Origin of the sequence: Olivibacter sp. XZL3, from assembly GCF_004368405.1 — a bacterium.
Taxonomy (GTDB): domain Bacteria; phylum Bacteroidota; class Bacteroidia; order Sphingobacteriales; family Sphingobacteriaceae; genus Olivibacter.
Genome location: NZ_SBJH01000095.1, coordinates 136,040 through 157,887 on the forward strand (window position 1 = coordinate 136,040; position 21,848 = coordinate 157,887).

Genomic DNA, 21,848 nt, shown 5'->3' on the forward strand with positions numbered 1-21,848 from the left:
AGCCGAGAACGAGGGGTAAGAAATAAGGAGTATGAAAACGGCTCAGGCTAGCGCCTTATAGCTTCTATGCAACACGATATACGAAAACAATCCCATACCGGTACCGGTCATATCTGCAAAGACATCCCACCAATCGCCGCTACGGTAAGTAAAAAACTGATACTGTAGAAACTCTGTCAGCAAAGCAAACAAAGCCGACCAGGCCAAGCTCTTCGCAAAAATGCCGAATTGAGGTTTATGCGTCTTCTTTTTCTGTGTGTATCCCAAACAAAGTAATACGGAAAAGACAAAGAAAAACCCGGTATGAACTAATTTGTCCATCCCTTCGAAATGGGGTACCTTTTCCGTCGTGTTGTTCATAGGCAAGCAAGTCAGCAACAAGACGACCACTGCCCATAATATGGCCCAAATAAAGTACTTCATGCTATTGTGCAGGGAATAACAAAACGCTATACTGTTGGATAAATAATATCATAAAAACAATCAGCCAGAAAAGTAAAAGCGATAGTTCACTATTGAAAAAGCGATCTATCGCTTATGCCTTAGATAAGCCAAGAGGCTAATTGCAATAGCTACTTAAGCTCCTACCAATTCTTGATAAGCCTCCGCGGAAAGCAATGATTCTAAATCGGCGGTATTGCTGATTTTAACCTTTATGATCCAACCGCCGCCATATGGATCGCTATTAACCAATTCAGGAGATCCGTCAAGCTCATCGTTCATACTTGACACCGTTGCTGTAACAGGCATGTATAAATCCGACACTGTTTTCACCGCTTCCACTGTACCAAACACCTCATTGGCTGCGACCTCTTCGCCGACAGTCGGAACTTCAATAAAAACAATATCCCCAAGCTCGCGCTGGGCAAATTCAGTGATCCCAATTGTTGCTTCATCCCCCTCTACACGAATCCACTCATGGTCTTTTGTGTACTTTAATTCAGCTGGAAAATTCATTTATTACTTGTTTAGTGCTTTAGTAAATCCCTTTTTCTCTGAAGGGACATATTCATGTTGCTTTTTTTGCCAAACTTAGATAAAATTGCTTTCAAATGCAATTTTCGTTTTTTACTGCACTAAGACACAACCTCCTTCCGCTTTTGTGCTAGAACGGTCATTAGGCTGTCAAACGGTTTGATAAACTTTTGAATTCCTTCTTCTTCTAATCGCTGCGTCACCTCGGCCAACCTGATGCCTACGATATCCTCTAGCTTGTAAAGCGTATAACGCGCATGCTCTAAATCTTCCTTTAAGCGAGCAGCAGGTTTACCATGGTCGCGGTAAGCATCGAGGGTTTCCTTAGGCAAGGTATCTACCGTTTGCGGACCGATTAATGCTTCAACGTACATCAAATCATCATAGTCCTTATTTTTAACGCTTGTGCTGGCCCATAGCAGACGTTGCGGTTTAGCACCTTTCGCCTCCAGTGCTAAAAAGCGGTCCGACATGAAAAGCTCGTTGTAAATGCTGTAAGCAACCTTAGCACTTGCAATGGCCACCTGTCCCTTTATCTGCTTCGCCGCAGTCGCTTTACTGGCATCTTTCGCACTAATTTCGTCCAACATGAGGTCCACCATGGTATCGATGCGACTTAAAAAGAAGCTCGCTACAGAGGCCACCTGTTCCAAAGGCTCACCTTTTTTTGCCCGCTCTTCCAGCCCTTCGATATAGGCTTCTGCCACTTCACGATAGCGATCTAAGCCAAAAAGTAGGGTTACGTTAATGTTAATGCCCTCGCTGATCAACTGTTTGATTGCGGGCAGACCTTCCTTCGTTCCCGGTATCTTAATCATTACGTTTGGACGATCGAGCGCGCTCCATGATGATCGCCCCTCGGCAATCGATCCCTCGGTATCTAAAGCCAAACTGGGCGAAACCTCCAAACTTACGTAGCCGTCGAGACCATTGGTATCCCTATATACATCCTTAAACACGTCCGCAGCATGTTGTACGTCTTCAATGGCCAATTGGAGAAAAATGTCTTCGTTTGACAAATCCGTCTTTCCCAATTCCGTAATGGTATCGTTATAATCTTCACTCCGAGCAATCGCTTCCTCAAAGATCGCCGGGTTGGAGGTAAGGCCTCTCAAATTGTCCTCATCTATTAATTTTTTCAATTCACCGGACCGGATAAACGATCGCTTGATGTAATCTAGCCATATACTTTGGCCAAAATCAGGAATCTTTGCTAATGGATTTTTATCTTTCATTTTTAAAATATTAATGATTCATTATTTATTTATATACTGGGAGCCGGATTAGGCAACAGCTTGGTGCTGCTATCAGCGGTTGAGGAGTTTTACCGCTCGCTCGTATACATTTGCCTCCGTAAACCCGAAATATTCCATCACGGCTTTGCCTTCTCCTGATTCGCCGAATGTATCGATGCCAATTACGTCGCCGTCGACACCCACATATTGATACCATAAAGACGTCACTCCTGCTTCCACGGCTAAGCGTTTACCTTGGCGGGGAGGAAGAACCTGGTCTCTATAGGCCTGATCTTGCTGATTAAACAATTCAAAGGAGGGCAGGCTTACTGCGCGTGCTTTAATGCCTTCATTCGAAAGGCGTTCTTGCACTCTCAGCACCAACTGCACTTCCGAACCCGTTGCCATGAGGATAATATCAGGAGCTCCTTCACAATCGCGCAAGATATAACCACCTTTTTTCAGGTTCTCTGCTGAAGCATATTGCTCCTGATCAATAACAGGCAATTTCTGACGCGACAGGACCAAAGCAACCGGCCCTTTTAATCGGCTCATAGCGATCTTCCAAGCCTCTATAGTTTCGCAGGCGTCCGCTGGCCGAATTACCGTTAAATTTGGAATTAAGCGCAAAGCCGACACATGTTCAACAGACTGGTGGGTAGGGCCGTCTTCCCCTAAAGCTACACTATCGTGTGTAAAGATATAAGTGACCGGTGCCTTCGTTAGTGCGGCCAGGCGGATAGCTCCCCGCATATAGTCGGAGAAAGTCAGAAAGGTACCCCCATATACCCGCGTACCTCCATAAGATGCTAAGCCATTCAATATGGCACCCATTCCATGTTCGCGAACGCCGAACCAAATATTGCGTAAGTCGTAATGCCCAGGCTGAAAACTTTCATCACCCTTAATGGGCGTGTTATTGGAGCTCGCTAAATCGGCAGAGCCGCCAATGAGCCAACTTATATTTTGTCGCAACATCTCGAGCACTTTTCCAGAGGCTTCTCGAGTAGCGAGCGTTTCTCCGGCCTTAAAAACAGGCATGTCGCGATCCCATCCCTCCGGCAATTGCCCGTCGAAGCTGATCGTTAAGTCATGCGCTTCCTTTGCGAAGTTTTGTTCATATCCTGCGAAGAGCTCATCCCAAGCACGTTGCAGCTCCATGCCCTTTTCTTCCACCTCTGCTAGGTAGTCTTTCACCTCATCTGGGATCCAAAAGCTCTTTTCAGGGTCCCAGCCGAAAAACTCTTTGGTTTTTTTCAAATTTTCCTCGCCTAAGGGACTACCATGTGCCTTATTGGTGCCCTGTTGTGGACTGCCGTAACCTATAATCGTTTTTACCGAAATTAAAGACGGCTTCTCCGTTTCCGCCTGTGCAGTTAAGATTGCCTGTTCGATCGCCTCCAAGTCATTGCCGTCCTCTACCGTGAGGGTCTGCCAACCGTAGGCTCTAAAACGCGCGGGCACATCTTCCGTGAAGGCTAAATTAGTGGGCCCGTCCAGGGAGATCGCATTATCGTCATACAGATAAATAAGTTTCCCAAGCTTCAAATGTCCGGCCAAAGACGCCGCCTCGGCGGCCACCCCTTCCATGAGGTCGCCATCGCTAACAATCGCATAGGTATAATGATCTATCAGCGGATAATCCTCTTTATTATATTTGGTTGCCAGAAACCTTTCGGCAATAGCTATTCCCACTCCGTTTCCAAAACCCTGACCGAGGGGCCCTGTTGTCACTTCGACCCCGGGGGTCAGCACAGACTCCGGATGACCGGGTGTCTTTGAGCCTAATTGCCTGAACTGCCGCAATTCGCTTAGGGGTAAATCGTAACCGTACAGGTGTAACAAACTGTATAGTAAGGCGGAACCATGACCAGCAGAAAGCACAAAGCGATCGCGGTTTGGCCACTTCGGATTTTTCGGATTAAACCGTAAAAACCGATTCCACAATACATACGCCATCGGAGCGGCGCCTAAGGGGAGGCCGGGGTGGCCAGAGTTTGCTTGTTGCACCATGTCGGCTGCAAGGAAACGGATGGTGTTGACAACTAATCCGTCTAAGGTGTTACTGCTTTCTTTTGCCATTTTTATTTATCTATAATAATTAACTTTCGCTGGTAGTGGTCAGCTCGCGCACAGACCTCCGGCCTTCGGCATTCCATTTTACCCTAGTTACCATAACAAATTTAAGTATCTATAGTGTTAGATTTCTTGACATTAGGTCATAAATTGGCAACTGATATGACAAGTAACACGGAAAGCATATTTTTCAGCATCGAGAAGACGGTACACTTTAGCAAGCCGATCGGCACCTTATTTGTGATGATTTCCAAATCCAAATCCAAACTATTGATAAATAGCCTATCTTTACAATCCATTTCAAAACAATAATGGCTTAGACTATGGGAGATACTTTTACATCTGCATCACATCGTTATTTTAGGCACGATGCCGGCTTTTCGCTTGATGATCTTGTCTACAATTCTGCTGTACCGATCTACGCCTGTAACCGGGAAGGTGTTATCACCTTTTACAATGCGGCCGCCGTTGTTCTTTGGGGCCGAACGCCGGATGTAAAAAAAGATCGTTGGAGCGGCGCTTATAAAATGTATTATAGTGACGGTAGCGAATTACCATTAGAGCAATCGCCTACCGCACTGGCAGCGACGGGGATGAATGTGCTTGTTGAAGCAGAAGTGATTATTGAGCGTCCTGACGGAACTATTAAGAAGGTATTAAGTTTCCCCAGAGCCATTCGTAACGCGGCAGGTCAAGTCGTCGGTGCACACACTACCTTAATAGATATCACTGAAAAAGCTTCATTAGAAGAACGGCAAGCTTTTCTTTCATCCATCATAGCATCATCTGATGACGCCATTGTCAGTAAAAGCTTAGAGGGCATTATCACAAGTTGGAATATAGGAGCCGAAAGACTTTTTGGTTATGCGGCAGAAGAAGTGATTGGAAAATCGATTACTATTCTAATTCCCAAATCCCGTTTAAGTGAGGAAGAATATATTCTCGGTCAGATACGTAAAGGAGAAAAGGTAGACCACTACCAAACAGTGAGACTAAACAAATATGGTAAGGAACTGCTCGTTTCCCTTACCGTATCTCCAATAAAGGATAAACAGGGGCGCCTCATTGGCGCCTCAAAAATTGCGCGCGACATCTCTGACGAAGTGAAGGTTCAAAATGCTATTTACCAATACACACGCGATTTGGAAGCCCTGAATTCGATTAGTCAAACCATCTCCTCGAAGTTAGATGTACAGAGTACGCTCCAACAAGTTACAGACGCCAGTAGAGAAGTTACGGGCGCCGCCTATGGTACGTTCTTTTATAACTTGGTAGATGAAGATGGTACTGCCAATATACGTTTTACGGTATCTGGCTATCCGGAAGAAGCGGCCAAACACTTACCGATACCTCGAGATACAGCTTTGCTCCACCCTACCTTTAACGGAACAGAGATCGTACGATCGGACGATATCACGAAAGATCCCCGTTACGGGCAAAATCAGCCGTTTTATGGAATGCCCGGCGGTCATCCGCAAGTAGTAAGCTATTTAGCTGCGCCGGTCGTTTCTGCAAAGGGGGTCGTTATGGGTGCGCTATTTTTAGGACATCCAGAACCGGGCAAGTTCAGTTTACACCATGAGAGTCTTATCAGCAATATTACGGCACAAGCCGCGGTGGCCTTAGACAATTCGAGGTTATTTGAAGAAGTCAAAGCTTTAAATGCGAAAAAGGACGAATTTATAGCCCTGGCCAGTCACGAGCTCAAAACTCCGCTAACGAGTGTTTACGGATATTTACAACTTTTAGCAAAAGGGCCCGACAGCAAAATGACCTCCTTGTTTGTCGACAAAGGACTCAAACAATTAGACAAACTGAACAAATTGGTGTCAGAGCTGCTGGATGTCTCAAAAATAGAAGCGGGAAAGCTTCAATTCAATACAGAATTTTTTGACTTAAATGAGCTTTTACACGAAACTGTAGAAGCGTTCAGCTTTTCGATAAATAGCCATCGGATTATACTTGACGCCCAAGAAACGCCTGTTTATATCAAAGCGGACAAAGAACGTATTGAACAGGTCATCATTAACTTCCTGAGTAATGCGGTTAAGTATTCGCCCGACGCCGACCGCGTGTGGGTTGGCTGTAAAAGGAAAGAGGGCTCTGTTGAGATTAGCATTAAAGATAAGGGAATCGGTTTGACGCCGTCCCAACAGCAAAAAATCTTTACCCGATTTTATCGTGCCGACAATACCTCTGGGATATCAGGCTTAGGCATAGGACTCTATCTTTCGCGCGAAATTGTGGAACGCCATGCTGGAACAATTCAATTGACGAGCGAGTATGGCAAGGGCAGCGAGTTTGTGATTTCACTTCCGCTTCCCAAAAATTAACCGATTACTGTTAAGATCAAGACGTCTTATGCCAGCCACACCCGGCCTTTGATGAGCTGCCTCGCTTGTGACTGGGAGATCAAGGTTTTGGCAAGGTTTTTTCTACGTCCTTTTTACCCTATAGCGCACTAGCCCATTTAATTCGCTAACGTCTTCTTTTCCCCAAGCTTCTAAGCCTCCTGATGCGCTTATCGCTGTGGCACAATATTCTCATGATCGTTTACATCGTTTTAACTTAAAGAAAGTCAGATATGTTTTTTCACGACAAGAGACTACAGTACAAGGTTAGGGTAGACAAGCCCAATCCGCAGTTTGCTCGCTTATTACAACAAGCCATCGGCGGTATCGAAGGAGAGATCAGAGTGTGTCTCCAGTATCTTTTTCAAGCTTGGGGCGCCAGAGGGCCTGCTAAGTACCGAGATATGCTTTTAGAGACGGGCACCGAAGAAATATCTCATATTGAGATGTTATGCACGGCAGTCGCGCTTAATTTGGAAGGTGCAAAAGGCTCCATCATTGACGAAGTCGTATCATCAAACCCTGTGGTCGAGCAGATTATGGGTGGCATGGACCCGAGACATTACTTATCTGCAGGCTTGGCAGCGATGGCAGCCGACGCTAATGGTGTACCGTTCAACGGTTCCTGGGTGGTGGCTAGCGGTAATCTGGCAGCAGATATGTATGCCAATGTAATGGCCGAGTCGACGGGACGCACCTTGGCCACCAGATTGTGGGAGTCGACTAGCGACCCGGGGATGAAAGACATGCTGGCCTTCTTGATCGCGCGAGATACCATGCACCAAAATCAGTGGCTAGCTGTTCTGGAAGAACTAGGCGGGCCAAGCGCACATCCGATACCGAACAGCTTCCCGAGGGACGAAGAAGTTAGCGCCTTCAGCTATTCTTTCATCTCAACAGATATTAACCTTCCGGAAAAACCGATCGCTCGATGGACCGATGGAACTTCCGTCGACGGCAAAGGCGTATTCACCTTCGAGCATGGCACCCCGATAGGAGAAGAACCCGTATTGGCGCCACCAATCCCAGAAGGCTATGCACAAACCGAGCAAATGGTAAATAAAAATCTATAGTTATGAAATTCATTAGCAGACGAGTTCACGCTATATTAGATTATATAGTAGGAATCCTATTAATATTCGCACCAGCTTTATTGGGTTTCTCCCATATTGCGGCTGCAAAGTATAGCGCTATTGTCGTGGGGATCTTAGTGCTAGCAGTGACACTACTTACAAAGCATGAAGGCGGGGTTGCTAAAATTATCCCTTTGCCGACGCACTTGGTAATGGACGTGATCTTCGGAATATTGCTAGCATTGTCTCCCTGGATATTAAACTTCAGTGACGAAGTATTTTTACCGCATTTGCTCGTCGGCTTGTTTTCCATTATTGCGGGCGTCTGCACGGCGCCAGCGAGTCAGCATGGGGTGAACCCGAAAGGTGTACTCAGCTAGACCGTACAAGCAGGGTTGAAAAACTCCTGCTTGTATTTTTTCTAACAATTACAGACAACAAATTGAATACTTATGTTAGTACGACTTTTTCCACGAATCTTGCACGCGATACTCGATTATGGCGCCGGCTTGCTGCTCTTAGCGGCCCCTTTTCTTTTTCATTTTAGCCAAGAACGACCCGCTACGGTTTTGAGCATTTTATTTGGTATAACGATCCTAGGCATGTCTTTATTGACGAACTATGAAGGCGGCATACGGAAAACCATTCCGATGGACATCCATTTATACGCCGACATTTTCGGGGGCGCTTATTTGGCTCTTTCGCCTTGGTTATATATGTTCTCTGAAACGACTTACGCTTTCCACCTCATTATGGGCCTTGGCCTGTGCTTATCCGGCCTACTCACCGTTCGGGAGTCGCAGCGCATCTATATGCACAGATCGGGAGAGCGGCATATTTATCATCGCTAAATTATAAATATGGTAACACTATTGCACAACTTTCCACCGCATGTGGCGGCCTATCGCGCACAGGGAAGCGTAAACAAAGAGGAATATAAAGACGTGGTAATGCATCGTGTGGACGAAGTGGCTGCCTCTTATCCACTCATCAACTTTTTCGTGTTATTGGAAACCGGATTTGAGGAATACAGCTTTATGGCCTTTGTGGAGTATGTCAAAGTGAGCTTCGAACACTTCACTAAATGGAATCGAATGGCAATTATATCTGATCAGAAATGGGTGCGAAAAGCGTACGACCTCTTAAGTCCATTAGTACACGGCGAAATCCGCACTTATCGAATTGAAGATCAAGAATTGGCGCGGGAATGGGTTTCGGCCCCCTTGGAAACTTAATCAGGTAGCAGGGTCAAACAAACCGCCCGTATTGAGGGATCGCCACTTTATCGAAATCGGCAACCAGATTGCTTAATCCTACATCCAATGCATCGCCTTCCATCGCCTCGCCATGTCCGGCAATTAAAACGCGGGGCTTCAACTGCTGCAGTTTGGCAGCCGAATCCCAGGCTGCTTTCCAATCGGTTGTTAGGTAACGTGGTGGGCCGTTGACTTCTTTTTTCTGGACTAACACCTTGTATAGTGCATCTTGCCTAACGGTAATAACGGCGTCGGCAGACAGCAGCATCCTATCACGTTCTCTGAACAGCGCCACTTGCCCGGGCGAATGGCCCGGGGTATGTATCCAACGCCAATCGGATAAAAAAGGCACTTCGCCCTGTTCCGGTAGAGGCGAAAGCCGCTCACCAATATCAATGGCCTGATGCGGATAAAGGACCGAAAGTTTGGCCAACATTCCCCCTTCTACCGATGTATCAGGTTCGGGATAATCCTTTATGCCGGTTAAGTACGGAAATTCCAAGGAGTGAGCGAAGACCGGCGTGTTAGCCCATGCTTCCAACAGAGAGACAATATTCCCCACGTGGTCGAAATGCCCGTGTGTTAGCAAGATTGCTGCGGGCGGATTGGCTCCAAAACGAGCATTTGCGATACCTAGGACTTCCTCTGCACATTTCGGCATACCCGTATCAACTAAAACCCATCCCTCCTTTCCTGCTTGGCCTATCATCACGATGTTAACGATCTGATTGGTGTAATAAAACACGTCTTCGGTTATTTCCCGACCGCTGTTACTATTCGACGAGGTAATCGGTATAAATTTATGATCCTTGCTCTGTTTCATGATAATGTTTTACGCCCCCTTACGGCAACTATTGCGGATTCAACTGCACGTTTAACGTTCTAGCGTCCTCCAAGTGCGCTTCCAAGGTTGGTATTTTTTCATTGGCCCAAGTTCTTAATGCACTATTCGGCACCCCGTTTTGGCTGGCAGCTTCTGTGAATAGCACTACCGCATCCTCATGCGACTTTACCATTATCTGAGCAAAAGCTTGATCGAAGGCTTCGCCGGTCAGAGCGGTCAACTGGTCTAAATTCGCTTGCTCTTTCGCCGCAAGTTCTGTGGGTACTGTAAAGCCTTGTGTCTCCGCGACTCCTTGCAACTCTTCGCCCGCTGCCCCGTGGTCGTTTACCATGTGCTCTCCAAAGTTCTTTACCGCTTCAGCATTTCCTTTTTCAATCGCTTGCGTGCCAGCCAAAATTTCAAATTGATTGCTGCTCGCGGCCGCCGAAACGAAGTGTTGATTATCCATCATATTGGGCGTGCTATCGTCCTCATCGTTGCACGACAACACCAAATGACTGACCAGCAAATACATGAACGCAAAAATCAGATACTTTTTCATCTAACTAAATTTGTTTTTAAAAGCAATGAAGTCCTGCCTACCGTAGAAGACAGGTTATATGAGTTGTTATTTTTTCTGAATAGAACTCAAGTGGTTTCACTGGTTATTTTTTTCTGTTACACACAGGACCACGCTCACCGCGCATGCCTGTATTTTCATATAACACTATCAAATGTTAAGCCGAAATTAACCATTTACCCCAGGCATTTTCCGAATCACTCTTTGGCAGGATTTTTTCTGTGTCCTAAAAAGATCATAACAGCGGCTTTAAGCGTGTTACATCGCTTTTTCACATGATCGTTCTCGAAGTACTTAAAATTCAAAAAAGCTTATTTTTTTATTATTAAAATATTTTGGAGAGGTTTTGTATAGATGATAGACGTCCTAGTATATCATCTATGAATCTGTACATTTTATTTATTATTTTATTTTACACATTAACGTTCAAACCCCATCCGCAGGAACCAAAGTTCGATCGACGCATCCTCGCTAAAAATCTCGCCGATCCGTGGGAGGTAAGCTATGGGCCTGATGATCACTTGTGGGTCACTGAATCTAAGGGATACCGTATTCTCCGGATAGATCCCGAAACGGGGAAGCAGGCCGTCGTTTTAGACCTAAATTCTGAGCGTGAGTTTCCCAGATACGACACCTTAAAAACAGCAGGTAAACCATGGCCGCAGGGTGGTTTAATGGGGATGGCCTTACATCCCTACTTTTTACGAGGCAAACCCTACGTTTACATTGCCTTTGTGTATGCTTTCGAAGGAAAGGACAAAGCAGGGAAGGGCTGTGCCCTTGCTTTCGGCGGTTGCTTCTTCCGCACTAAGATTGTGCGTTACCGATACAACAAAGAGCAGAACCAACTCGAAAGTCCGCAAACCATAGACGCAAATATACCGGGAAGCAACGATCATAATGGCGGACGTTTACTTATTGCAGCCCAGGGCGACAAACACTTTCTGTTTTATAGTGTAGGCGATTTAGGTGCCGGCCAATTCGATAATGGGGGGCGCACCAACCACGCACAAAACCCCGACATAAAAGAGGGAAAAATACTCCGTTATAATTTGGAGCCGGATGAAGACAAACAGCCTGAGCACCAATGGATACCCAATAGCAACCCCTTTAACCGGGAGGGAACGCAATATGCAAGCTACAGCGTTGGACATCGCAATCCTCAGGGCCTAACTTACCTATCGATAAATGATGCAGACAGAATCTATTCCTGCGAACACGGGCCCTTTTCGGATGATGAAATAAACCTCATCGAAGCCGGCAAAAATTACGGACATCCGTTGATAATCGGTTACGACGACGGCAATTACAACGGGCTGGCTGCCGGGGCATCAGATAAAGGAGAGTTGCCAGGGAAATGGCATACGACCTATCCCTTGATCACCGACGAGAAAAAACTCGCCGCGACACTCGGAGCCAACTATCGGAATCCGCTTTATGCATTTAATCCGACCGACAATACATCACTTAAAAATCTGTTGGAAGCCATTGTCTCTTCCAAAAGCCCGGAGTGGGAGTCGATCGCCCCCAGTAGCATCGAAGCGTATTCCGCAGCACAGATACCTGGTTGGAAGAATAGCCTGTTGATTACAACGCTGAAGGCCGGCAAGTTAATTCGTTTACAGCTTTCGGACGATGGCCGACGGGTAGTAGGCGAGCCCGAAGAATACTTTGCAGGAAAACTGCGTTACCGCGATCTGGCCATCTCGCCCGACGGTAGAACGATCTACCTGATTACCGACCGATCATCCGTCACCTCTGGTCCGACCGAAGAGAACCCCGACGAAACGGATTTGCGCGGCTGTCTTTTAGTATTCACCTACCGTTAAACCTCAAATTTTAAGGCCACAGTAGGAGCGCGCAGCGACATCTTCAAGACACCAACATGCATTATCTGCTATAGTAGTGTAAGTTATTCAGTACCTAATAAAAATCATTCCAAATATAAAATAGTTAGCGCTATCAGGCTTTTTAAAGGCCGCTTTCAAGCCGCTTATAGCCTGCAACGCAAAAAAACAAGGTATTTTTTGGTTGGCCGCTTTCGCGGTTATACAATGGCACTATTCTGAGACATAATAAGATAGTGCTTTTCCAAATGCATTCAAAATTAAATCGGGGATGAATAACATAACAGGTCAAAGACGGGTCTATATCAGCGGGGTTATGCCTACTGTTGATAATGGTGCCTATCCGTCGAAGGCGACCGTACATACTGCTTTCAATTTCACGGCCGACATTTTTGCGGACGGGCATGACCAGTTATCGGCCAGCTTGTTCATCAGGCATGAGAACGACAGCGAATGGCAGGAAGTCGGCATGCGGCATTTGATTAACGATCATTGGATTGCCTCTTATCGTTTTGAAAAGAGAGGCGTACACCTTTTCGCCATAAAAGCATGGGTAAATCATTATGACTCCTGGATAAGTGGTTTAGTGAAAAAGCTGAATGCCAATCAGGATGTCCGCGTAGACTTATTAATCGGTGCGAATTTGCTAGAAGAGGCCGCTGCCGTGCTCAGCACTCCCGACGCGAAACTTAATCAGTGGATAACCGCCTTACGGGAAGGCCATATAGACGAAGACTTACTAAAAGAATTGACCGAAGAAGCAAGGCTCATTATGCGCTTACACCGTCGAGAGGCGTTCACCTCTGTTACTCCGACTTACAAAATAGAGGCGGAGCGGCGTAAAGCGGGATACAGTACCTGGTACGAGCTATTCCCAAGATCAACAGCAGCAATACCGGGGCACCACGGCACTTTTCGTGATGTACAACGCTTATTGCCGCGGATTGCTCAAATGGGATTTGATGTACTGTATTTGCCGCCTATTCATCCCATCGGTGAGGTGAAAAGAAAAGGAAAGAACAATGCGCTCGTAGCCAATCCGGAAGAACCCGGGTCACCTTGGGCTATAGGTAGCCGCCACGGCGGACACAAATCGATCCACCCACAGTTAGGCACCTTGGCGGACTTTCAGGAATTAATAAGCGCCGCTAAGGACTACGACATAGAGATCGCAATGGACATCGCTTTTCAATGTGCCCCCGATCATCCCTATGTGCAGCTTCATCCAAACTGGTTTAAATGGCGGCCTGACGGAACCATTCAATACGCCGAAAATCCGCCAAAACGTTACGAAGATATCCTTCCATTTGACTTTGAAACAGCGGATTGGAAAAACCTATGGAATGAGCTTAAAAGTGTACTTGATTATTGGATTGAAGTGGGTATCAGCATCTTCCGGATAGACAATCCGCATACAAAAGCACTTGCTTTCTGGGAATGGGTAATTGGAGAAATCCGCAAAGAGAAACCGTCGGTCATTTTTCTTGCCGAAGCCTTTACCAGACCTAGAATTATGGAGCAATTGGCTAAAGGCGGCTTCAACCAGTCGTATAGCTATTTCACTTGGCGTAACACAAAATGGGAGCTTGAGACCTACATGCGCGAGCTTACGAAGACCGAGATGCGGCACTACTTTAGGCCCTGCTTTTGGCCCAACACGCCCGACATCCTGCCGCCTATACTGAGTGAAGGCGGAGAAAATGCTCACATCACACGCGTCATACTGGCCGCCACGCTCTCTGCCAACTATGGACTTTATGGGCCGGTATATGAATTTGGAATAAACGATCCTCATCCGGGAAAAGAAGAATATACAAATAATGAAAAATATGAAATAAAACATTGGAATTGGAACCGATATAGCCGAACAGGAGAAATTATCGCCCGACTTAACAGAATCAGAAAACAGCATCCAGCGTTGCAGAACACGTATAACATTGAATTTGCGGAAAGCCAAAACGATCAGCTCATTTGTTATGTAAAAGTGGATCATGAAGCTCAGGACAGATTAATCATTGCCGTAAATCTTGATCTATTTCATACACAAGGAGCTTTGGTCAAAATTCCGCTATCCGTGCTTCAACTCGACGAAAGCCGCTCCTATTACCTATTCGATCTGTTGAGCGGCGACAAATATGAATGGTTCGGTGAGTCGAATTATATTGAATTGAACCCTTATCTCATGCCAGCCCATGTTTTTTATGTAAACCAATAATTTGTTATGGAAAACGGCCAATTAGACAACCAGCTTCACTGGTACAAAGATGCCATCATATATGAGCTACATATTAAAGCGTTCCGCGATGGAAACTGCGATGGCGTGGGCGATTTTGATGGGCTACTCCAAAAACTTGACTATTTAAAAGATTTGGGTATTAACACCATTTGGTTGCTTCCTTTTTATCCTTCGCCGCTGCGCGACGACGGATACGACATTGCCGACTACTATAATATCAATCCATCGTACGGGGATATTAAAAAGTTTAAACGTCTTCTGAAGGAAGCGCACAAACGTGGCCTGAAAGTAATTACCGAACTGGTTATTAACCATACCTCCGATCAACATCCGTGGTTCCAGCGAGCGCGCAACGCTCCCAAAGGCTCTGATTACCGAAACTATTACGTTTGGACTGATGACCCCACGCAATATGCAGAAGCGCGTATAATTTTTCAGGATTTTGAGACCTCAAACTGGTCGTGGGATCCGGTAGCCCAACAGTACTATTGGCATCGTTTCTTCCATCACCAGCCGGATCTCAATTATGACAGTCCCTTGGTGCAAAAGGAAGTGTTCAATATACTGAACTATTGGTGCGCAATGGGAGTTGATGGCTTTCGGCTCGATGCGGTTCCTTACCTCTTTGAACGAGAAGGCACCAACTGCGAAAATCTGCCGGAAACACATGCTTTTCTCAAAAAGCTTCGTGCGCATATCGACCTCCATTACCCGGGCACCCTCCTTTTGGCAGAAGCCAACATGTGGCCGGAAGACTCGGCGGCTTATTTTGGAAATGGCGATGAATGTCATATGAACTACCACTTTCCGGTTATGCCGAGGATGTTTATGGCATTGCAAATGGAAGACAGATATCCCATTATCGATATTTTTGAGCAAACGCCCGCCATTCCAACCATTTGCCAATGGGCTATTTTCTTAAGAAATCACGACGAACTTACACTTGAGATGGTGACTGATGAGGAGCGAGATTATATGTATAAGGTTTACGTTAAAGATCCCGTTGCTAGAATCAATTTAGGCATTCGGCACCGCTTGGCACCTTTGATGGAGAACAATCGAAAGAAAATCGAACTGTTGAATTCTTTACTATTCTCCTTACCCGGCACCCCGGTGATATACTATGGTGATGAAATAGGTATGGGCGATAACTACTACCTGGGCGATCGGGACGGCGTCCGTACGCCCATGCAATGGCATCCCGACCGAAACGGAGGCTTCTCCGAGGCTAATCCGCAACGCTTATATCTCCCGCTCATTCTGGATCCTGAATATCATTACGAATCTGTCAATGTTGAACTCCAATCGCGAAATACCTCTTCGCTCCTCTGGTGGATGAAAAGAATGATCAGTACGCGTAAAAAATATAAGGCCTTTGGACGCGGCGATATTCAATTCATCTACAGTGAAAATGCCAAGATTTTGGCTTTTACAAGAAGCTATGAAGACGAAATTATGCTTGTCGTCGCCAACCTTTCGCGCTTTTCTCAGGCTGCAGAACTGTTTCTGGAAGCTTATAAAGGCTTTGTGCCGATTGAAATTTTAAGTCGCAACCGGTTCCCCATTATAAAGGAAGATGCCCCTTATTTTTTCACTTTGGGGCCTTATGCGAGTCAAACCTTTCTATTGGAGAAAGTCCATCCCGAAATGGAAAACGATGATAGGTTAGACCTAATTGAGATCGGCGACTGGAAAGAACTGTTGGAAGACCCCACTATTGGGCGGTTGGAACACGGCATCTTGGTGGATTACATGATGAAATTACGCTGGTTTGGTGGGAAAGGCAAAGGCCCTGAAAGCCTCCGCATTATCGACCATGCCACTATTGGAATGGAGGAAGGAACTTGTTTTGTGCTGCTAATAGAAGTGTCTTACCGCGACGGACTGCCGGAAATGTATCAGCTGCCTGTGGCATTCGGTAAAGGCCAATTTTCCTATCGACTACAAGACAACTGCCCACAGTCGATCATTGCTTTGCTAAAAATTGGCAATAATGAAGGTGTTCTGTACGATGCTATTTACGGAATCGAACTGCAACAGGCCATTATTTCCAACATGGTTGGAAATCGCCGCGCCAGTCAAAAAAACGGACAGCTCACCTTTTTAGGGAACAGGAAGGTAAAAAGCCATTTGATAGCGAATCCGAGGCCAAGACCACGCGTACTCAGTGCCGAACAGAGCAATACCTCCATTGTATACGACAATACCTTTTATTTAAAAATTTACCGAAAGGTCGATGCGATTATTAATCCAGATGTCGAAATGATCGCCTATTTATCAGGAAAAGCCCGGTTTAAACACGTCCCGGCCTATCTTGGACGGATACAGTGGGAGTTTAAATCCGGCCGTACAATGGTGTTGGCCATGATGCAGGAAATGGCTAAAAGCAATAGCGACGGCTGGGCTTATATGCTCGACCGCCTAAATGACTTTAACGAAAAAGTGCTGTCCCATTCAGATCCTAACTCATTGCTAGAGGAAGCGAAGGGAAATTTATTGCGCCCGCTCGCATTCGACCAGATACCAGAGAACATGCAGCTATTACTCGAAGGAAACTTGGCGGAGACCGTTAGGCTACTGGGCACAAGAACAGCAGAAATGCACCTAGCCTTATCGAAGCCAACGGAGCAGCCGGAGTTCAAGCCCGAACCGTTTTCTTTACATTATCAACGTTCTCTGTATTCGTCTCTGCAGTCGCTGGTAAGAGCGAGCTTCCAAAGCCTTCAGAAAAACCTCGGAAATCTTAACGAAGAAACGCAGGCGGAAGCAAAAGAGGTCTTGTCGCTTCGTGAGAAGGTGCTGAGCACTATGAAGCGAATCTATGGCCGTCGCATCGAGGCTATCAAAACCCGTATTCATGGCGACTACCATCTGGGTCAGGTACTTTTCACAGGGAAAGATTTTCTGATATTGGACTTTGAGGGCGAGCCGGCCAGAAGCTACAGCGAAAGGCGCTTGAAGTTCTCCCCACTGCGTGATGTGGCCGGTATGCTGCGCTCGTTACACTATGCCGCTTTTGGCAGTTTGTTCTTAGACAATCAAGTGCGAAAGGATGACATGAAAATATTGACGCCCTTTGTTGAGCAATGGTATCACTATATGAGCGGCTTTTTCATGGGGGCCTACCTCGACAAAGTGAAGGAGGCGGCATTTATACCGTCAGAATTGGATGATTTGAAAATAATGATGGACGTATATTTGCTACAAAAGGCCGTGTATGAACTAAGTTACGAGATTAACAACCGGCCCGACTGGTTGATTGTTCCATTACGCGGAATCAAGGCAATTTTAAAAGAAGTTTAGGCATACGAATCAATGATCATGAATACAAATCCGCAGACCGATTCCATACCACTATTCACAGCCTTCGATTTAGGCTTGTTTAAGGAGGGCAAACATTACCAGCTTTATAATAAGCTGGGAGCCCATTTAGTGAGCGAGGCGAATGGACAAGGCGCTTACTTCGCCGTATGGGCTCCTAATGCGGAACAGGTGTCCGTCATTGGCGACTTTAACTACTGGGACCGTACTGCAAATGTCATGTCTCGCAGACCCGACGACTCCGGAATCTGGGAATTGTATATTCCGGAAAGACGGGAGGGAGATCTTTACAAATATTATATTAAGGGATATAATGGCTATGAGGTTGAAAAAGGAGATCCTTATGCGTATAGCTGGGAAGAGCCACCGCGGACCGCCTCTCGCCTCGTCGACCTAAGCTACGTTTGGCATGATGAGCGGTGGTTAGAGAAACAAACCCATACCGACATTTTTACCGTTCCTTTGACGATTTATGAAACACACATAGGCTCTTGGAAACGGAAGGGAATGGAGGGCAAGAGCTTCTTAAGCTATCGAGAACTCGCTTTGGAACTACCTGCTTACTGTAAAGAGCTTGGCTTCAATTATGTCGAATTTATGCCGGTGATGGAACACCCTTTTTACGGATCGTGGGGTTATCAAGTTGTCGGCTATTTCGCACCGAGCAGCCGCTACGGGAGCCCACAAGACTTCATGTATCTGGTAGACACCCTTCATCAACAGGGTATAGGCGTCATTCTGGATTGGGTGCCTTCTCACTTTCCTACCGACGAACATGGATTGGGCTTCTTTGACGGCACGCACCTGTACGAGCATGCCGACCCGAGGAAGGGTTTTCATCCGGATTGGAAGAGCAGCATTTTTAATTACGATCGAAATGAAGTACGCGCCTTTCTAATCTCAAATGCTCTTTTCTGGATAGAGAAGTACCATATCGACGGCTTACGTGTAGATGCCGTTGCCTCTATGCTTTATCTGGACTATTCGCGGGAAGACGGTCAGTGGATTCCAAATAAATATGGCGGCAGGGAAAACTTAGAAGCGATTCAATTTCTTCAAGAACTGAATGATGCTGTACATGTATATTACCCACGAGCCTTCACCATCGCAGAAGAATCAACGTCCTGGCCAAATGTTACGGGTCCTATCCAAAGAGGCGGTTTGGGTTTTGACTTCAAATGGATGATGGGATGGATGCACGACACCTTAGCGTATTTCCAAAAAGATCCCATCTATCGTCGCCATCATCAAAGTCAGCTGACCTTCAGCATGGTCTACGCTTTTTCCGAAAAATTTGTTCTTCCTTTATCACACGACGAAGTGGTATATGGGAAGGGTTCGCTCTTGCAAAAAATGCCTGGCGATTCTTGGCAGCAGTTTGCCAATCTCCGCTTATTGTACGCGTTTATGTATGGACATCCAGGAGCTAAAATGCTTTTTATGGGCGCAGAATACGGAAAACGGGATGAATGGCAGCATGACGATTCCTTGAACTGGGACGAGCAAACCGGTATTGCAAACGCAGGGCTATCCCTATTCATTCGTGATTTAAATGACTTTTATCGGCGAGAACCGGCCATGTACATCCACAATTATGACCCAAAAGGCTTTGCATGGAATGCTATAGACGATACTGTAAACAGCGTCATCAGCTGGGTTCGAATGAGTGACGAGGAAGACGACAGCCTTTTCTTCATCGCAAACTTCACCCCTATTGTAAGAAAAAACTATCGTATCGGTGTGCATAAAAGCGGCTTTTATACTGAAATTCTTAATTCTGACAATCTCAGATATAATGGAAGTGACGTATTAAATGATGCGGTTATCGAAGCTGCACCGATCCCCTATCATGGTCGCACCCATTCGTTGTCGCTTCTGCTTCCGCCCTTAAGCGTTATCGTCGTGAAATATAAGCACGGCTATTATTGATCTCACGCTAATTCCGCTATATAACCCGAATAAGTCCCAAAAAAAGCCCCTTGTTATCTCTCGACAGCAAGAGGCTTTAGTGGAAAAATACTAAAACAACACGTCTCTTTCTATACGCAATAACCCTTCCATTATCTCGCACACAAACACTGAATCTAACAACGCACTCCGCTTGGATTACGAGGGAGCAGGCTCGCCTATTCTATGTATGTTTCATAAAAAAACCACGATGTCATCTCGACAACGTGGTGGCACTAAACTTTACAATTTAGAAGAATAATCTTTATCTATAATGCTTGCCGTTAAAAACGACCTCCTTTAGCCGTCCGTTATGGTCAACGAGTAGCTGTTCCAGACGATAAGTTCCCTCTTCGTTAAAGGCCAATGATTTAATCTCGTCTGAAAGCGAATGCAACACCCCATCCCCTTCCAACGCCTCCCTAAGTGAGGTCGTGACATTTAACGCTTCATTTTTCGCAGGTCCTTTTTTAAATACCATCGTAATAACTTTACTATACGAACCGCACTTTATCGTCGACTTAAGAAATCTTCGATATGGTAATCGTTATATATCCATTACCTCTGGGCACCACGGTTAAAAAAACTGGAATATCGACTTTGCTTAATCGCGTGCGAATTACACCCTTTTCTCTATTATTAATAGCCGCATTTACCGCTTGATGATGATAAGCGGGCAATGAGGCGCATAAAATGTCCCACACATTGTAGCCTATCGTTCTTTGCCGATCGAAACCTAGCAAATTCGCTGCTGTTTCATCCATAACCATAATGGTTTGATGCGGATCAATATCCAAAGATCCGGAGTCGGCGATCGGCTTCCAAGTCGTATTAGCTCCCAACTGCACTGGCGGATTATTTAAAGCAAGTCTATTCATATTCCTAACTAAAGGGTTAACTACCTTTTGCTAAAACCATTCCAAGAATAAAAGGCATTAAATTCTAGATTATTGTTAAAAAAATTCCAAAATTAAACAGTAAGTGCCTCAAAAAAACCGCCGATTGATCTATAAAAAAGACAACCGTGACTTTTTTTTAAAACAGCTGACCGGCTATTGGTCGGCTGGCTTCTGCATATCACCCATTCGCTCGGTAGCGGCCTCATCGGTACTTACATTGCCCATAGCCACAAACATCTTGTTCTTAAATCCTGTTACCACCTTATCTTTACCGGCCATCAGCGCTTCATACCCTTCCTTTGCAACGAAAGCCGGATCTTCCAGCTCTTGATCCTGCACTATTTTTGACTCCTCCATATCCGCTTTCCTAAAGAAATCTGTATCGGTTGCTCCGGGCAGCAACGACGTAACTGTCACGCCGGTATCTTTCAGTTCACTTCGGATTGCTTCACTGAAAAAGTGGATGAAGGCCTTCGTTCCGTGATATACCGCCTGGTATGGCCCGGGGATCTTACCGGCAATGGAAGACACATTCAGCACTTTTCCACTGCCGCGCTGCACCATATCTTTGATGAATAATTTACTTAGCACGATACAGGCACTCACGTTCAATTGTACAATGTCAAGCTCGCGTTGCAACTCAGTTTCGATAAATTTTCCGTATACGCCCTGGCCTGCGTTATTTACAAGCACCTCCACCTCAATCCCATACGCCTTTACTTCCTCATATACCGAAAAATGAGCATCTGGGTTAAAAAGATCGGCCACGACAGTAATTACCTCTCTCCCATTTGTGCGTAATTCATCTGCCACATTTACTAATTCCTGCTCGCTGCGGGCCACCAATACCAAGTTGTACTCGTCTTGCGCAAACAATTTGGCTAGTTCCAAGCCTATACCGCTCGTTGCACCCGTAATCAGTGCATACGATTTTGCCTCGTTTTCCATAATATCTCCTTTAATTTGCTACCGATCACTAATCCTTACTTATTTTTTTTCTTATCGTTCAGATTGCTGGCACCAAGCGATTCGTCTTCGTCGATAGGTTTTGTTTCGTCTCTGCCTTCCTGATTTTCGGCCAATGCCGAATCGCCAACGGATTCTTCTCTATCGAATTCGGTGCTTTCTGGGGTCTGTTCTTTTTCGTGCTTTTTCATATACTCTAATTAATTACAAGTTTTTGGGCTACTTTTTTTCGGAGCCGGTTAAATTTCTTTCTCTTGGATCAA

19 protein-coding genes are annotated in these 21,848 nt (G+C 45.7%); 9 read left to right on the forward strand and 10 right to left on the reverse strand.

What is annotated here, in order from left to right:
• Positions 1-42 precede the first annotated feature (42 nt).
• The 4 genes from EPX21_RS19015 to tkt form a co-directional block, all read right to left on the reverse strand.
• A complete protein-coding gene (locus EPX21_RS19015) occupies positions 43-423 on the reverse strand; it encodes a VanZ family protein (protein WP_134091251.1) in 381 nt (126 codons plus the stop codon).
• Between the two features lie 153 nt (positions 424-576).
• Positions 577-957, reverse strand: coding sequence for a glycine cleavage system protein GcvH (gene gcvH / locus EPX21_RS19020; RefSeq protein WP_134091252.1), 381 nt, complete (start codon positions 955-957; stop codon positions 577-579).
• 119 nt (positions 958-1,076) lie between these two features.
• Positions 1,077-2,210: a transaldolase gene (gene tal, locus EPX21_RS19025; RefSeq protein ID WP_134091253.1), complete on the reverse strand. Its 1,134-nt coding sequence runs from the start codon at positions 2,208-2,210 to the stop codon at positions 1,077-1,079.
• A gap of 72 nt (positions 2,211-2,282) precedes the next feature.
• Entirely contained in the window at positions 2,283-4,292 is a 2,010-nt protein-coding gene (tkt, locus tag EPX21_RS19030; protein WP_134091254.1) for a transketolase, read from the reverse strand.
• 317 nt (positions 4,293-4,609) lie between these two features.
• On the opposite strand from tkt, the gene EPX21_RS19035 reads away from it, so the two are divergent.
• From EPX21_RS19035 to EPX21_RS19055, 5 genes are all read left to right on the forward strand, one after another.
• The gene (locus EPX21_RS19035; RefSeq protein WP_134091255.1) at positions 4,610-6,619 is read left to right on the forward strand and encodes a PAS domain S-box protein; all 2,010 of its coding nucleotides are present in this window, start codon (positions 4,610-4,612) and stop codon (positions 6,617-6,619) included.
• Positions 6,620-6,870: 251 nt separating this feature from the next.
• Positions 6,871-7,710, forward strand: coding sequence for a manganese catalase family protein (locus EPX21_RS19040; RefSeq protein ID WP_134091256.1), 840 nt, complete (start codon positions 6,871-6,873; stop codon positions 7,708-7,710).
• 2 nt (positions 7,711-7,712) lie between these two features.
• Positions 7,713-8,090 (forward strand): SPW repeat protein, encoded by a 378-nt coding sequence (locus tag EPX21_RS19045; protein ID WP_134091257.1) that lies wholly within the window; start codon positions 7,713-7,715, stop codon positions 8,088-8,090.
• A 72-nt stretch (positions 8,091-8,162) separates the two neighbouring features.
• Positions 8,163-8,561, forward strand: a complete 399-nt coding sequence (locus tag EPX21_RS19050; protein ID WP_134091258.1) for a hypothetical protein — start codon at positions 8,163-8,165, stop codon at positions 8,559-8,561.
• Between the two features lie 9 nt (positions 8,562-8,570).
• Complete coding sequence (locus tag EPX21_RS19055; protein ID WP_134091259.1) at positions 8,571-8,945, forward strand: STAS/SEC14 domain-containing protein; 375 nt, start codon at positions 8,571-8,573, stop codon at positions 8,943-8,945.
• Positions 8,946-8,958: 13 nt separating this feature from the next.
• Here the strand turns inward: EPX21_RS19055 and EPX21_RS19060 are convergent, their stop codons facing one another.
• Positions 8,959-9,789, reverse strand: a complete 831-nt coding sequence (locus tag EPX21_RS19060; protein ID WP_134091260.1) for an MBL fold metallo-hydrolase — start codon at positions 9,787-9,789, stop codon at positions 8,959-8,961.
• Positions 9,790-9,817: 28 nt separating this feature from the next.
• Positions 9,818-10,351 (reverse strand): DUF4142 domain-containing protein, encoded by a 534-nt coding sequence (locus EPX21_RS19065; RefSeq protein WP_134091261.1) that lies wholly within the window; start codon positions 10,349-10,351, stop codon positions 9,818-9,820.
• A 398-nt stretch (positions 10,352-10,749) separates the two neighbouring features.
• Here EPX21_RS19065 and EPX21_RS19070 point away from each other — a divergent pair, with 398 nt between their 5' ends.
• The 4 genes from EPX21_RS19070 (at position 10,750) to glgB (ending at position 19,702) form a co-directional block, all read left to right on the forward strand.
• Positions 10,750-12,198: a PQQ-dependent sugar dehydrogenase gene (locus EPX21_RS19070; RefSeq protein ID WP_134091262.1), complete on the forward strand. Its 1,449-nt coding sequence runs from the start codon at positions 10,750-10,752 to the stop codon at positions 12,196-12,198.
• A 289-nt stretch (positions 12,199-12,487) separates the two neighbouring features.
• Entirely contained in the window at positions 12,488-14,431 is a 1,944-nt protein-coding gene (locus EPX21_RS19075) for an alpha-1,4-glucan--maltose-1-phosphate maltosyltransferase (protein WP_134091263.1), read from the forward strand.
• Between the two features lie 6 nt (positions 14,432-14,437).
• On the forward strand, positions 14,438-17,755 hold the full coding sequence (gene treS / locus EPX21_RS19080) for a maltose alpha-D-glucosyltransferase (protein ID WP_134091264.1): 3,318 nt from the start codon (positions 14,438-14,440) through the stop codon (positions 17,753-17,755).
• 18 nt (positions 17,756-17,773) lie between these two features.
• On the forward strand, positions 17,774-19,702 hold the full coding sequence (gene glgB / locus EPX21_RS19085; protein ID WP_134091265.1) for a 1,4-alpha-glucan branching protein GlgB: 1,929 nt from the start codon (positions 17,774-17,776) through the stop codon (positions 19,700-19,702).
• A gap of 283 nt (positions 19,703-19,985) precedes the next feature.
• On the opposite strand, the gene EPX21_RS19090 is transcribed toward glgB, so the two are convergent.
• The 4 genes from EPX21_RS19090 to EPX21_RS22800 form a co-directional block, all read right to left on the reverse strand.
• Complete coding sequence (locus EPX21_RS19090; protein ID WP_134091266.1) at positions 19,986-20,201, reverse strand: hypothetical protein; 216 nt, start codon at positions 20,199-20,201, stop codon at positions 19,986-19,988.
• A 40-nt stretch (positions 20,202-20,241) separates the two neighbouring features.
• Complete coding sequence (locus EPX21_RS19095) at positions 20,242-20,598, reverse strand: PAS domain-containing protein (protein ID WP_134091267.1); 357 nt, start codon at positions 20,596-20,598, stop codon at positions 20,242-20,244.
• A gap of 174 nt (positions 20,599-20,772) precedes the next feature.
• Positions 20,773-21,567 carry an SDR family oxidoreductase gene (locus tag EPX21_RS19100; protein WP_134091268.1) on the reverse strand — a complete coding sequence of 265 codons (795 nt, stop codon included), beginning with the start codon at positions 21,565-21,567 and terminating at the stop codon, positions 20,773-20,775.
• 35 nt (positions 21,568-21,602) lie between these two features.
• Entirely contained in the window at positions 21,603-21,776 is a 174-nt protein-coding gene (locus EPX21_RS22800) for a hypothetical protein (RefSeq protein WP_166670817.1), read from the reverse strand.
• Positions 21,777-21,848 lie beyond the last annotated feature (72 nt).